This window comes from Microcoleus sp. D3_18_C4 (genome assembly GCF_036702355.1).
Lineage (GTDB): Bacteria > Cyanobacteriota > Cyanobacteriia > Cyanobacteriales > Microcoleaceae > Microcoleus.
In genome coordinates this window covers 128517-141607 of the sequence record NZ_JAUBTF010000002.1, presented here as the reverse complement: position 1 = coordinate 141607, position 13091 = coordinate 128517, and the positions used below count along the sequence as shown (strand labels likewise).

12 protein-coding genes and 1 other RNA gene are annotated in these 13091 nt (G+C 45.6%); 6 read left to right on the top strand and 7 right to left on the bottom strand.

Annotated elements, in window-relative coordinates; translation table 11 throughout:
- The first annotated feature begins 42 nt into the window (after positions 1 to 42).
- The 5 genes from ssrA (at position 43) to nuoK (ending at position 3967) form a co-directional block, all read left to right on the top strand.
- Positions 43 to 433, top strand: a transfer-messenger RNA (tmRNA) gene (ssrA, locus tag QUA90_RS01550).
- 611 nt (positions 434 to 1044) lie between these two features.
- Positions 1045 to 2163, top strand: a complete 1119-nt coding sequence (nuoH, locus tag QUA90_RS01545) for an NADH-quinone oxidoreductase subunit NuoH (protein ID WP_333443527.1) — start codon at positions 1045 to 1047, stop codon at positions 2161 to 2163.
- Positions 2164 to 2266: 103 nt separating this feature from the next.
- Entirely contained in the window at positions 2267 to 2842 is a 576-nt protein-coding gene (gene ndhI, locus QUA90_RS01540) for an NAD(P)H-quinone oxidoreductase subunit I (protein ID WP_333042046.1), read from the top strand.
- A gap of 116 nt (positions 2843 to 2958) precedes the next feature.
- Positions 2959 to 3582 (top strand): NADH-quinone oxidoreductase subunit J, encoded by a 624-nt coding sequence (locus tag QUA90_RS01535; protein ID WP_333230560.1) that lies wholly within the window; start codon positions 2959 to 2961, stop codon positions 3580 to 3582.
- Between the two features lie 79 nt (positions 3583 to 3661).
- Complete coding sequence (gene nuoK, locus QUA90_RS01530) at positions 3662 to 3967, top strand: NADH-quinone oxidoreductase subunit NuoK (RefSeq protein ID WP_228042566.1); 306 nt, start codon at positions 3662 to 3664, stop codon at positions 3965 to 3967.
- A gap of 98 nt (positions 3968 to 4065) precedes the next feature.
- Here the strand turns inward: nuoK and folB are convergent, their stop codons facing one another.
- The 3 genes from folB to QUA90_RS01515 form a co-directional block, all read right to left on the bottom strand.
- Positions 4066 to 4422 carry a dihydroneopterin aldolase gene (folB, locus tag QUA90_RS01525; RefSeq protein ID WP_333082878.1) on the bottom strand — a complete coding sequence of 119 codons (357 nt, stop codon included), beginning with the start codon at positions 4420 to 4422 and terminating at the stop codon, positions 4066 to 4068.
- Positions 4423 to 4575: 153 nt separating this feature from the next.
- Positions 4576 to 5943: a serine/threonine-protein kinase gene (locus tag QUA90_RS01520; protein WP_333443525.1), complete on the bottom strand. Its 1368-nt coding sequence runs from the start codon at positions 5941 to 5943 to the stop codon at positions 4576 to 4578.
- A 183-nt stretch (positions 5944 to 6126) separates the two neighbouring features.
- On the bottom strand, positions 6127 to 7410 hold the full coding sequence (locus tag QUA90_RS01515; RefSeq protein ID WP_333443523.1) for a glutamate-5-semialdehyde dehydrogenase: 1284 nt from the start codon (positions 7408 to 7410) through the stop codon (positions 6127 to 6129).
- Between the two features lie 225 nt (positions 7411 to 7635).
- On the opposite strand from QUA90_RS01515, the gene QUA90_RS01510 reads away from it, so the two are divergent.
- Complete coding sequence (locus tag QUA90_RS01510) at positions 7636 to 9360, top strand: M48 family metalloprotease (protein WP_333443521.1); 1725 nt, start codon at positions 7636 to 7638, stop codon at positions 9358 to 9360.
- A 327-nt stretch (positions 9361 to 9687) separates the two neighbouring features.
- Here the strand turns inward: QUA90_RS01510 and QUA90_RS01505 are convergent, their stop codons facing one another.
- The 4 genes from QUA90_RS01505 to QUA90_RS01490 all read right to left on the bottom strand — a co-directional run bounded on the left by QUA90_RS01505 (position 9688) and on the right by QUA90_RS01490 (position 13080).
- Positions 9688 to 10761, bottom strand: coding sequence for a class I SAM-dependent methyltransferase (locus tag QUA90_RS01505; protein ID WP_333443518.1), 1074 nt, complete (start codon positions 10759 to 10761; stop codon positions 9688 to 9690).
- A gap of 81 nt (positions 10762 to 10842) precedes the next feature.
- Positions 10843 to 11565, bottom strand: a complete 723-nt coding sequence (locus QUA90_RS01500; RefSeq protein ID WP_333443516.1) for a peptidylprolyl isomerase — start codon at positions 11563 to 11565, stop codon at positions 10843 to 10845.
- A gap of 98 nt (positions 11566 to 11663) precedes the next feature.
- Positions 11664 to 12407, bottom strand: coding sequence for a hypothetical protein (locus tag QUA90_RS01495; protein WP_333443514.1), 744 nt, complete (start codon positions 12405 to 12407; stop codon positions 11664 to 11666).
- A gap of 151 nt (positions 12408 to 12558) precedes the next feature.
- Complete coding sequence (locus tag QUA90_RS01490) at positions 12559 to 13080, bottom strand: DUF4242 domain-containing protein (RefSeq protein ID WP_333443512.1); 522 nt, start codon at positions 13078 to 13080, stop codon at positions 12559 to 12561.
- Positions 13081 to 13091 lie beyond the last annotated feature (11 nt).

Here is a 13091-nt window from a genome sequence, read left to right as displayed (position 1 = left end):
TGACGCAACACGAAATATTGTCTATCATAAAAGAACACACGAGGGGCTGTAATGGTTTCGACAGGGTGGCGAAAGCTGCTCCGTGATGCAGGTCGAGAGGGAGTCTACTCTCGTTAATATCGGCTCAAAAAAAATAGTAAATGCGAACAACATCGTTCCTTTCGCTCGCAAAGCCGTAGCTGTAGCCTAAAAACTTCTTGAGCTTGGTTTAGAGTGTATGCCACCTCACTCCGTTAAAGGTAGCATAACAACCCCCAACGGATGCCCTAGCTAAACGTTTCTAGTCGGCTAGCTGGGAAAGCAATCACTAGAAAATCCCCCCATTTGGGATAAAAATGGTTCCCGCCCCGAGGATTAGAGGGGATAAACCTGTGAACGATCGGAAGGTTAATACCCATTTTGGACGGCAGTTCGATTCTGCCCAGTTCCATAAAAGAAGTAGCGTAAAATCAATGGTTTAAGCCATTTGAAAGTTACTTTAAAGCATTAAAAGGGCCCAGAGTTAACTCTGGGCCCTTTTGTTTGGCCTATATCTGGCTTATAGCTGAGTCTAGAGCCTCCTCGCATCCCAGGGCTGTTTCATTCTCAGGAAAATCATGGTTTTGTAGGGGTAGTGCCCCCGTGCCTATCCCCCACCGACGCTCGAATGGGCGTTTCAGCCATCGGGGCAACCATGGGGGTTTGCCCCTACAGATATTGTTTCCCCCTGTTATTAAGAATGGCTAGGAGGGAGCGAGGTTGGAGGCACGAGAGTACGTAAATCCAGATTGATTTCTTACTCAAAATCGATCGGGCACTCAACAGTCAACAGTCAACCCTCAACCGTCAACAGTCAACCCTCAACCATAAATTACCCACCCATTAGTTACGCTGCAGGCTCATATAATTAGAACTTCACCTTGTCTGTGCGTTCTTGGAGCCTGTCGGGGGATATACTATTAGGCGGTAAAGCATTAAAAATCTTTACAAAGACCCCGATTTCTAAGCCTACTCCTACAAAGGACGGGTGAAAAATTATATGCTGATCGCTCAAAAGCTGGACAAATGAACCCAGGAATTGACTTACAAGGAAGTTTCGTAGAAGCCCTCATGAATTTGGGCTTACCGGCGGACATCGCCCAAGTGCTTTGGCTACCGCTGCCAATGTTGCTGATGATTGTCGCTGCCGTTTTCGGGGTACTCACTAGCGTCTGGCTGGAACGGAAAATTTCCGCCGCCGCTCAACAGCGGGTAGGCCCGGAATTCATCGGCCCTCTGGGAGTTTTAGCACCCGTTGCTGACGGTCTGAAGTTGGTATTCAAAGAAGACATTGTACCGGCAAAAGCTGACGCGCTACTATTTACCCTAGGCCCGGTAATTGTGGTGATTCCAGTTTTTCTCTCCTACTTAATCGTGCCGTTCGGAGAGCATATGCTGATCGCCGATATGGGGACAGCGATATTTCTGTGGATTGCCCTGTCTAGCATTCAGCCGATCGGCTTGCTGATGTCCGGCTATGCTTCCAACAACAAATACGCCCTCCTCGGAGGACTCAGAGCCGCGGCTCAATCCCTCAGCTACGAAATTCCCCTAGCTTTGGCAGTATTGGCAGTTGTGATGATGTCCAACAGCCTCAGTACGATCGACATCGTACAGCAGCAAGCAGGCTACGGGATTGTCGGCTGGAACGTTTGGCGGCAACCAGCAGGTTTCCTGATTTTCTGGATCGCAGCACTAGCAGAATGCGAACGGTTGCCCTTTGACCTCCCGGAAGCAGAAGAAGAATTGGTAGCAGGATATCAGACTGAGTACACAGGCATGAAATTTGCTTTGTACTATATCGCTTCCTACGTTAACCTCGTCCTTTCTTGCCTGCTAGTAGCAGTTTTGTACCTCGGCGGCTGGGAATGCCCGATTCCTGTCGGAGTGCTGACAAATGCCCTGGGATTGAGCGAGACAACTCCTTGGTTACAGGTAATTACTGGCTTGCTGGGCATTACGATGACCATGTTGAAAGCCTACTTTTTCCTGTTTCTGGCAGTTCTGCTCCGCTGGACTCTGCCGCGAGTTCGGATCGACCAATTGCTAGATTTGGGATGGAAGTTTTTACTTCCCGTTGCTCTAGTTAATTTGCTATTGACCGCAGCTTTGAAACTTGCCTTTCCCTTTGCTTTTGGCGGTTAATTAATAATAGGTAAAGGGCAACAGCTAAACAAAAATAGCTGTTAACCAATTACCTATTATTAATTATCAATTACCAAAAACTCAAGTACAGAGAGAGAACACCATGCTAAAATTCCTCAATCAAGTAGGCGAATACGCCAAAGAGACTCTTCAAGCTGCTAAGTATATCGGTCAAGGGCTATCTGTTACTTTTGACCACATGAGACGCCGGCCGATTACGGTGCAGTATCCTTACGAGAAACTAATTCCTTCGGAACGTTTCCGGGGTCGAATTCACTTTGAATTTGACAAGTGCATCTCCTGCGAAGTATGTGTTCGGGTGTGTCCGATCAACTTACCTGTAGTGGATTGGGAATTTAACAAAGAAACTAAGAAGAAGCAACTCAAGCACTACAGTATCGATTTCGGAGTGTGTATCTTCTGCGGCAACTGCGTAGAATATTGTCCGACTAATTGTTTGTCGATGACAGAAGAGTATGAGTTAGCCACCTACGAACGTCATGAATTGAATTTTGACAACGTGGCCCTCGGACGTTTACCCTACAAGGTTACAGACGATCCGATGGTGACACCGATGCGGGAATTCGCTTATTTGCCGAAAGGTGCGATCGACCCCCATGAAGTTTCCTACACCGATCGCCGCGCCGGTCTGCGTCCAGAGGAAATTATCGAAAAGTAAGTAATTAGTCATTAGTCAGCAGTCATCAGTCATTAGTGAAATAACCAATTATTAATGACTGCTAACTAATGAGTAAAAACGAACAATAGAAAACTAATAATTGAGGATAAAAAATTGTGAATCTAGCTGAAGGGGTTCAAATTGTTTCATTTGGCATACTGTCGGTAATGATGATTGCAGGAGCACTAGGAGTAGTGCTGTTCTCAAATATCGTTTACTCAGCATTTTTGCTGTGCGGCGTATTTACCAGCATTGCCGGCTTGTACCTGTTGCTGAATGCCGACTTTGTAGCAGCAGCGCAGGTATTGATTTATGTTGGCGCTGTTAACGTCTTGATTTTGTTTGCCATCATGCTAGTAAACAAGCGAGAAGATTTCCGCACAATTCCCAACGCTTGGGTGCGTCAAGTAGCAACTGCACTGGTTTGTGCTGGTTTATTTGCGCTTTTGGGTACGATGGTGGTTTCTACTCCTTGGGCTATTGTCGCGACGACAGGAGCACCGGCCGAAAGTTCGATCGTCACAATCGCCAAACATTTCTTCACCGACTTTTTGCTGCCTTTCGAGTTAGCATCAGTGTTTTTGTTGATGGCAATGGTAGGGGCAATTGTGTTGGCGCGCCGCGATTTCTTCCCGGATGAACTGTCAAAGAAGCTATCCGAAACACCTGCTTTGAGTTTGCCGGAAAGACCTCGCGAATTAGTTTCTGCCGGAGATGTGTCTTCGCCAGAATCTAAGTAATATTATGGTGCGCCTAGCGCACCATAGTGTTAGTTTTGTAGTAACTTTAGATTGAGACAAAATCGCAAAATTTATGCAACTGCAACTCCAGTATTTCCTGTTATTAGCCGCCGCACTTTTCTGTATTGGTATTTACGGTTTGATTACCAGCAGAAATGCAGTGCGCGTGTTGATGTCGATCGAGTTGATGCTGAATGCTGTCAATCTCAATTTGATGGGTTTCTCCAATTATCTCGACCCTGTACAAATTAAGGGCCAAGTATTTACCGTGTTTGTAGTTACGGTAGCGGCGGCTGAGGCTGCGGTGGGTTTGGCAATTGTTTTGGCGATTTATCGCAACCGCAATACGGTAGACATGGAAGAATTTAACTTGCTGAAGTGGTAATTCATCAATAGTCATCAGTCAATAGTCATCAGTCATTAGCGACAAACTAATGCAGATTAAAGACTGATGACTAAGGACTAAGGACTAAGAACTAATGACTAATGACTTCTAGTAATTTCTAGAGTAATTCTACCTCCGAAATCAGGGATGGGGGCAGCAGGTTTCGAGAGTTGTAGTTTAACTTTTTCGACTAACGGTAGTTCTAAAAGCGCTTGAGCAATAGTATCTGCTAGGCGTTCGATTAATAAAAATTTCGACTCTTTGACTAGCTTTTGAATCAGAGTAATGGCGCTGCGGTAATCAAGAGTATGTTGAATATCATCACTTTTTCCAGCTTGCGATAAATCCAGCCAGAGAGTAACATCCACTTCAAACCACTGCCCCAAAACTTGCTCTTCCGGCAGATAGCCCGTATATCCGTAACAGCGAATTCCTGTAAGTTGAATAGAATCCATGTTGCAATAAACTAAAAGTGCGTTGTCTATACCAATTTGTATTAAACCAGATAAAGTTCTCTTTCCCTTCCCTCTCTTTTTTCGCCCTTTTCCTTCTGCCTCTGCGCTCTTTGCGCTCTCTGTGGTTCAATCACTCTTATTCTATCTTAAATTTCACAACTCTCCTCCTTTCTCCAACTTGTCCAGTAAATCCTCAGCAACTTCATACCATTTCCGCCTAATTTCAGCATCTTCAGGCTTTTCTGTCAAGGTACGACCTTGGAATTCTGGATATTTATTGTAATATAATTCATCCACTTTTTGATAGAATATATCTTGATTAATGTTGAGATTTTTACGTCGTTTACCAATCTTTTCTTGACGAACTATTTCGGCTTCTTCTAAGGATGTATCGGGAGGTTGCTGGCGCGAAGTTAATTTAGGTAACTCCGGCAACTTGGGCAACGTGAAACCAGATTTGACTACACTAAAAGCTAAAATTCCTGGCACCAAAACGACAGTTAAACTACCTAGGGTTTTCCAAGGAATTAACTTGAATGTGCTGTTGTGGTTAACAACTTGAGGAGTTTGGTGAACAGGAGTATGATTGCTGGTAGCAGTTTGAGTGGTGTTTTTGAAAGGGCGACCAACAAAGTTCATTGTCACCATTTGGGAAATTATACTGCCAATGTGAGAGAGTTTTGGATCTTTGAGTGCTTCGCGGACTGCTTTTGCAGATTGGTAGCGATCGCCCGGTTGTTCTGCTAACATCCGATCCAATACGCTGGCTAAATTTGGGCTGACACTGACGTGCGATCGCCAATCCCAAGTTTTATTATTGATATCGTACAATTTTTGAGGCTTTTTGCCGCTTAACAGTACCAAAGCCGTGACGGCTAAAGCGTACAAATCGCTAGCAGCAGAAACTTTCCCCAGTCGCATTTGTTCCGCTGGCGAATAACCCTGTTTGCCGATCGCCGTATCCGATTGTCCGTTAAACTGAAGTACGGCATTTGCTGCGATTTGCTTAACAGAACCGAAATCAATTAAAAATGGTAGTTTGTCAGCATCATGCTGAATGATATTATCCGGGGAAATATCGCGGTGAATTAAATTTTTTGAGTGGATGTATTCTAAAACTGGTAAAAGCTGAAATAGCAGTTGAGTAACTTCGGCTTCGGTAAAATTTTTACCTTGCTGCTGGCGCGATATCAATATTTCTTCGTAGGTTTGACCCTTGATATAATCTTGCACTAAAAATAAAGATGGATTCCCGCCCAAATCCGTTCGCAGGAGTTCTCGAAATTTTGGAATTTGCGGGTGTTGGAGGTGGTAAAGCATACTGGCTTCGCGATCGAACAATTCGGCCGCTTTCGGGCTGTGAACCACCGGAGAAAACTCTTTGAGGACGCAATGTTCGTTGTAGCGGTTGATGTCTTCGGCGAGGTAAGTGCGCCCGAAGCCACCGCGGCCTAATTCGCGGAGGATGCGGTAGCGTTTTTCGAGAGTCGAACCAGGGATGAGGAGGGAGGAGTTAGACATAAACCACGGCAAATTGTTCGATTTGGGGAGTCGCCGAGCACAGTATAGCTTATTGTAGCTAAGTTTGTTTGAATGTCAGGGCGATCGCTTTTTTTTGGGATGGATGAAGGAGAAGAGACACTTTGCTTAAGATTCAGTATCTACAGGCTTTTTTATTGTCTGGTTTGATCGGCTATGGAGGATTTACAAATCTCGCTGCGTAAATTCCTTAGCATCTTTCCCTACATAACTAGCAGCAATATGGCCATCCCCAACAACTCGATACTTATAGGTAATCAACCCCTCTAAACCAACAGGCCCGCGAGGTGGCATTTGCTGCGTGCTAATCCCCACTTCTGCACCGAAGCCGTAGCGGAAACCGTCGGCAAATCGAGTCGAACAATTGTGATAAACTCCGGCCGCATCGACTCCATTTAAAAAAGTTTCTGCGGCTTCGCTGTCTTCGGTAACAATGACATCTGTATGTCTAGAACCGTATGTATTGATATGGTTAATTGCCTCTTCCACAGAATCTACTATTTTGATTGACAAAATCAAATCGCTGTATTCTGTAGACCAATCGGTTTCTGTCGCTTCGGCAATATTGTCGAGGATGGCGCGAGTTTTTTCGTCTCCCCGCAGTTCGACTTTTTTATGCTGCAAAGCTTCGGCAACTGCGGGTAAGAAAACGGGGGCGATCGCACTATGGACTAACAAAGTTTCAATGGCATTGCAGGCGGCTGGATACTGGGTTTTTGCGTCTACAGAAATCTCTACTGCTTTCTGAATATCCGCCGCTTTGTCGGCGTACAAATGACAAATTCCGTCGGCGTGTCCTAAGACGGGAATTCGCGTATTTTCCTGCACGAACCGCACGAAGGAATTAGAACCTCTGGGAATAATCAAATCTACATATTCATCCATTTTTAGCAGTTCGATTGTTTCTTCCCGCGTGGTCAGCAACTGCACGACTTGAGGATTGACTGCGGTTTCTGCTAATGCTTGATGTATCACTTTTGTCAATATTTCGCAGGAACGGACTGCTTCTTTGCCGCCTTTAAGAATGACGCCATTTCCTGATTTAATTGCCAATGATACTATCTGAATTAAAGCTTCTGGGCGCGCTTCAAAAATAATGCCTAAAACGCCCAAAGGACAGGTGATGCGCTTCAGAATTAATCCTGTATCCAATTCACGGTGAATTTGCACGACACCTACGGGATCTGGGAGTTTCGCAACGTCGCGCACGCCCGCGATCGCACTTTTCAACTTGCTCTCATCCAACTTGAGGCGATCATACAGCGGTTTCGCTATTCCATCAGTCTGGGCCGCCTTGCAGTCAGCCGCATTCGCCGCCACAATATCCGGCGCAGCAGATTCTAAAGCTTTCGCAATAGCCTCAATAGCTTGATTTTTGGCATCAGTCGACAAAACTGCCAACTTTCTAGCAGATACGCGCGTTTTTTGGGCAATTTCAATAATAGACATGGCAGTAAGTTTTAAATAGTTTTGATTGTTGGTTTTGAATTTTGAGTTGTGAATTGAATCCGCACAAATAAATTTCGGGGCGGTTTTCAGTCTTAACAATTTTAGAGGAAATTCTATATTTTTGTTGAGACCCCTGACAGCAATCCGCATTAACAGGTTAAAACAGGGAAGTATAGATAAAATCCCACGGTCATTTCCATTTGTCAATAACCTTTGGAGATTATTATGTCATCTCATGCCCCTTTACGCAAGGCAGGGCGAGCCACCAAAGCAGGCGTTAAACTGATACAGAAAACTGGCGGAAATCTCGTTTTAGCTTCCGGCGTCACCCTCAGCCTGCTGTTTGGTATGGTGTTAGCGCTATCTTTAGCCTCAGTTTTGATTCTCAGTAGTCCCGATCCAGTTACCGGATTGGCGATCGCACTTCCCATAACTCTGATTTTTAACATCGCTGCTTTTTTCCTATCGCCTTACTTGATGGACTTAAGCCAAAATTGGCTCTACAATACCCGCTGGGTTTCCCTAGCAGAAATTGAAAGCCTCAGTCCCGAAACAGCGAAAGTTATTCAGAAGGTTTGCAAGCAGAAAAAACTCTCTTCTCCGCGTTTAGGAATTATCGACGACCAAAACCCTACTGCTTTCACTTACGGTTCATTTCCCAACAGCGCTCGTTTAGTCGTCAGTCAAGGTCTTTTTACCTATTTAGACGACGAGGAAATTGCCACTGTTTACGCCCACGAACTCGGTCACATCGTCCACTGGGACTTTGCAGTAATGACTTTAGCTTCGACTTTGGTGCAGATTACTTATTTAATTTACACTACAACTCAAAGAATGGGTCGAAGTGGTGGCGAAAAAGCTAAAGATGCGGCGGCTACTGTAGCTGCTGTTGCTTATTTGTTTTACATCGCTGGCACTTATTTATTACTGTATTTGTCGCGGACGCGAGAATATTTTGCCGACCATTTTGCTGCCGAAACTACTGGCAACCCCAATGCTTTGTCTCGCGCTTTGGTAAAAATTGCTTACGGTATTTTGGAAGAAGGACAAAGAGCAACGGAACCCAGCATTTTGTTAGAAGGAACTCGCGCTTTAGGCATTTACGATGCCAAAGCTGCCACCTCTACCGGTACCGCTTACCGGATTTCTTCGGAACCAGAAAAGATTGGACGAGTGTTTCTGTGGGATATGTTTAATCCTTGGGGTTGGTGGATGGAGTTGAACTCGACTCACCCGCTGACTGGTAAACGAGTGCGCGCTTTGAGCACTTATGCCGAACAATTAGGCTTGGATATTGAGTTTGATATGGGTCGAATTGTCGGCGAAGGCAACGATTTGAGCAAGCGGAGATTGTACGGCAATTTTGTGTTCGATTTGCTGCTGTACAGTGCAGAAACTCTGGGCTTAGCGGTGGGTTTTGCGATCGGCATTTCCCTGTATGCTGTAAACCCGATGATGATGGTTGCTTGTCCTTTAATCGGTTTGGGTACGGGAATTTTGCTCAAGACTCTGGTGATGTTCCCGAATTACCAACAAGCAGAACATTTTGATGTTTTAACCTTAATGTCTGACCCTTACGCAAGCCCTTTACGGGGTCAACCGGCGCAACTACAAGGCGAATTAATTGGTCGCGGCGATGCGGGTTATGCCTTCGGTTCAGATTTGAAATTGCAAGACAGAACGGGAATGATTTATCTGCGATATGCTTCTCGTTTTGGGCCACTTGGTAATTTCCTGTTTGGCATGAAACGGGTTGAAAGTTTGATTGGAATGGATGTTAGCGCATTGGGTTGGTTCCGCCGGGGTGTTGCACCTTGGATGGATTTGATTCAGCTTGAAAGCGATAGCGGTACGACGGTTAAGAGTTATCACCGCTTCTGGTCTTTTGTGATGGGTATCGGTGCGATCGCGATCGGTATTGCCTCGCTATTTATATCATTTGCTGCTTGAGAGTTGAAAGGAATAAAGTCCTTACTACAAACAGTTTCATAGTAAAGACTTTATTCCTCTTAAGTCAGGGTTAATAACTTGAGCATTCGTGTCCACTTAAACAGTTGACAAATTAACCTCTTTGTGATTATAATCCCTGGGTGTTAAACCAGGGGCTTAACTTATGATTGAGAACTGTTAAGTGGTTGAGATGATTTGAATTCCGGTGTGGAAGACAATTGCTTCAGATTGATAAATACCGAAAATTGGCTGGTATCCAAAAACCCGCATTTAAGCTGTTTTTTCTTCTGCAATTGTTGACCGATCGCACAAATTTTGCACATGATTTTAGCTCTTTTTGATGATATAATAGTCGTTCTGAAAATCATGAGCTAGTTGCTTGATTTCAACGCTGCTAAACCCAGCTTCACTCAACATTTGCAGCGCTTTTTCTTGACCCCACATCGTGCCTAATCCCATGCCGCCGTAGGCTAAAGAAACAGTCATGCAGTGCATACAAGAAATGGTGTAGAGTAAGGGCGCAATGGGATGCTCTAGATTACCGCCGACATCCGTTGTGGCGCGGATATCTTGCATCAAGTAAACACCATCGGGACACAACGCTTTGTAGATGTTTTGGAGTACAATATCGGGTCTGGCTTGATCGTGAATTGCATCAAATGTGGTGATCCAATGGTAGCGATCGCACTCATCCAATGTGGCGGCATCCTTGACCTCAAACTGGATATTGCTTAATTGCCGCAGTTGGGCTTCGGTGTTGGCATGGGCAATGGCTTCTCCCGAAAAATCGTACCCTGTGAATCGGCTATTCGGAAAGGCGACCGCCAGCTTGTTGAGTGCTCGCCCGCAGCCGCAGCCGACATCTAGCACCTCAATACCCCGTTGCAACGCTTCGGTAAGTCCGGGAATCAGTGGCAGAATGTGGTCAAATAGCGCCGATACCACGGTTTGACCGCTATCTTCTGCCATCACGGCATGAAAACGTTTGAACTCGGAGTAGGGTACACCGCCGCCTTTGTAGAAACAATCAATAATCCGGTCTTCCACCGATGCCAACACCGGAATGAATTGAGCAAAGGGGGCAATGTTGTTAGAAGCCGCAGCCCGTGTCAGAAATGCTGCATATTCTGTCGGCAAAGTGTAGGTTTTGTCGATCGAATTATAATCCACCAACCGACCCGTTACCATTGCACCAAGCCATTCCCTCACGTAGCGTTCGTTCAATCCGGCAGCATCGGCAATTTGTTGACTGGTAGAGGGCGGCAATTCTGCCATTGTGTCAAACAGTTCGGTGCGATGCCCGATCGAAATCATGACGGAGAGTGCGCCACTGTTGAGAATGTCCAGCATCCGTCCGGCGAATGCTTCTGCTTTGGTTTGATCGAATGTTTGTGTCATCATAATTTAAGCGTGATGGTATTCAAAAGTTTCTATTTGGAAGATTGGATGTTGCCAGGGCTACGATCGTCACATTTCTGGCCGTCAATTCAACATTTCACCTATCTGTTCTTGCACCCAAGTTTCAAACAATTCGCGCAGCAAACGTTGACGCATCGCTAAATCGAACTGAGCCGGAATCAATGTTTCTAATCTGATGATCGCCAGCCATCCTTCTACAGGGATAGGATGCCAAAGCTGACCGGGCAGGCTGATCGCCAACAGATGCGCCAAGTTCGGGTGGATTGTGCCGAGTTCCGCCGGGCCAAGGATTCCATTGACTTGAGCTTCTGGGCCTTGGGAATACTCGCGCGCCAGTTCGGCAAAGGATTGCTCTTTTTCTTGAATCCGAAAATACAGTTCTCGCGCAATTTCTGCGTCTTTAACCCGAATCAAAGAATAGATGACTCGATCTAGCGATCGCTTGCGTTGCAGAAAATATGACTCTAGTTTGTGATGCCAATTTTGGTGTTTGAATTTCTCAATTTTGAGCAGCCGCGGAATGAAAACAGTCTCTAAAAATTCCCGACTCATCCCCTGCTGTTTTAGCCAAATCTGTTGTGTGGTTTCGTCCAGCAGTTGATTTTGTTCGTAGAACTGCTGGCTGGCATTCACGATTTCTTCACCGGTGCAATCGATGGGGGCGATCGCTTCATCAATGATGCTTTCGCGGTATAATTGGGGCAGCATTTGGTAGCTGGCAAGTCGAGGAACTATCTCCTCCCCAGAGATCGTGCGATTGCGGATTTGTAATAAAACTGCGGTCATAGCTGTCTGGCTTCAATTAAAGCCATTTGAACGAACAATTGATAGGGTAAGGTGCACAGTGTGCACCCTACAGATAAAGTTTTTACATCCAGGACTTTCTAGTTGGGAATCGGAGTCAAGGTAACAGAGTAATTAGTGTTACCTGTGAATTGAGAGGCTTGAAGATAGTAGTTAGTTGCCGGAGCCAAGTTTTGGACAAATCCTTCGGAAATAGTGCCTCGCTTAACCACACTTCCAATTACCTCACCTGCATCGACGGCGCGATTGTTGTTTTTGTCTTGAATCAATCGGAGATCGGCATCAGCGCTGAGATTATTGAGACCAAAGTGATAAAATCCCTGGGTATTGACAGCGAGATGGATAGTATCGGTGGTGTCGGTGTTACCCACAGAACCTTGATGAGTTCTTGGTTTGTCGTTGGAAAACACGGCACCGAAATCATCTTCTATGGCAAGGACTTTGCTGGGTGTTCCTGCTGCGTCAGCCGATACTCTCAAATTGTAGGGAGTATCGTTGAACGCACGGTTCCGATTGACTTGCACCACGTAATTGCCTGCATCAACGTCAGCAACTGCTGAGGACAAGTTGATTACTTCATCCAAACGCAATCGATCGGAAATAGCAATCTGCTTATCGTTACCATCAACTAAGCCATTGCCATTGAAGTCGCGAAATAGTTGAACATTGAGATCGTCGGTCATACCAACCAGCCCAAGGTTGATATTTTTATCGCTATCCAGACGGAAACTGTAGGTGTCTTTGCTGTTGAGATTACTGATAGTGCGGCGCGGAACTACTACGGCACTATTAGATGGCAAGGTACCAAGGTCAAATTCAGCCATTTTATTTCTCCTTAAAGTGTAAAGGGATGAGTTAATTTGCTGGTTGTTTGATTAACTTGATATCAATCTAACGAGGCGATCGTTCCGAAACCGTTCCGAAAGCGTTCTCGAAGCGTTCCCAAAGCATTCAAGCCCGATCGTCCGCGCGAATTTAAGGTTTGAGAACTTCGGCACACCAAACGCGATCGAAGGGAATTCCAGCTTTACCATGGGCTTCTCGAATCACTTCCGCATCGGGCGCGTTCAGTTCGCACACCACGCGAGTTTTATCCAGCGACGCATAGGAACGCACCCATTCAATACCCCGTTCCTCATAGCACGCTAAAATTAATCGCTGGGCTTCCTTCCACTCTTCATCGGTAAAGCCATTCGGATAGCTTCCCTCCCACACCTTCAGGATGGGTTCGTTCCATACAGGTAGCACACCTTCAGGTTCAATAACTTGGGCTGTCCAAACCTTGCTAAACCCAACATCGGCTTGGCGATAAGCTTGTCGCACAGACTCTGCATCTGGTGCCTCAAAGGTGCAAATCATGCGATCGCGATCGGCTGATAGTAAAGAGTAGTGCCACGTGGCATTTCTTGCCCCAAGACAATCCAAAACTCGCGTATCAGCTAACATTTCTGCGGTTATTGGTTGATCGGTCGTTGTTTCAACTTTGATGAGAGACATAATGACCTCTG

Bases quoted from the DNA above. Each gene is read 5' to 3' on its own strand.
- ndhI (WP_333042046.1), top strand. From the start codon at position 2,267: ATGCTAAAATTCCTCAATCAAGTAGGCGAATACGCCAAAGAGACTCTT.
- QUA90_RS01490 (WP_333443512.1), bottom strand. From the start codon at position 13,080: ATGTCTCTCATCAAAGTTGAAACAACGACCGATCAACCAATAACCGCA.
- folB (WP_333082878.1), bottom strand. From the start codon at position 4,422: ATGGATTCTATTCAACTTACAGGAATTCGCTGTTACGGATATACGGGC.
- QUA90_RS01520 (WP_333443525.1), bottom strand. From the start codon at position 5,943: ATGTCTAACTCCTCCCTCCTCATCCCTGGTTCGACTCTCGAAAAACGC.
- nuoH (WP_333443527.1), top strand. From the start codon at position 1,045: ATGAACCCAGGAATTGACTTACAAGGAAGTTTCGTAGAAGCCCTCATG.
- QUA90_RS01500 (WP_333443516.1), bottom strand. From the start codon at position 11,565: ATGACCGCAGTTTTATTACAAATCCGCAATCGCACGATCTCTGGGGAG.
- QUA90_RS01515 (WP_333443523.1), bottom strand. From the start codon at position 7,410: ATGTCTATTATTGAAATTGCCCAAAAAACGCGCGTATCTGCTAGAAAG.
- QUA90_RS01505 (WP_333443518.1), bottom strand. From the start codon at position 10,761: ATGATGACACAAACATTCGATCAAACCAAAGCAGAAGCATTCGCCGGA.
- QUA90_RS01510 (WP_333443521.1), top strand. From the start codon at position 7,636: ATGTCATCTCATGCCCCTTTACGCAAGGCAGGGCGAGCCACCAAAGCA.
- QUA90_RS01495 (WP_333443514.1), bottom strand. From the start codon at position 12,407: ATGGCTGAATTTGACCTTGGTACCTTGCCATCTAATAGTGCCGTAGTA.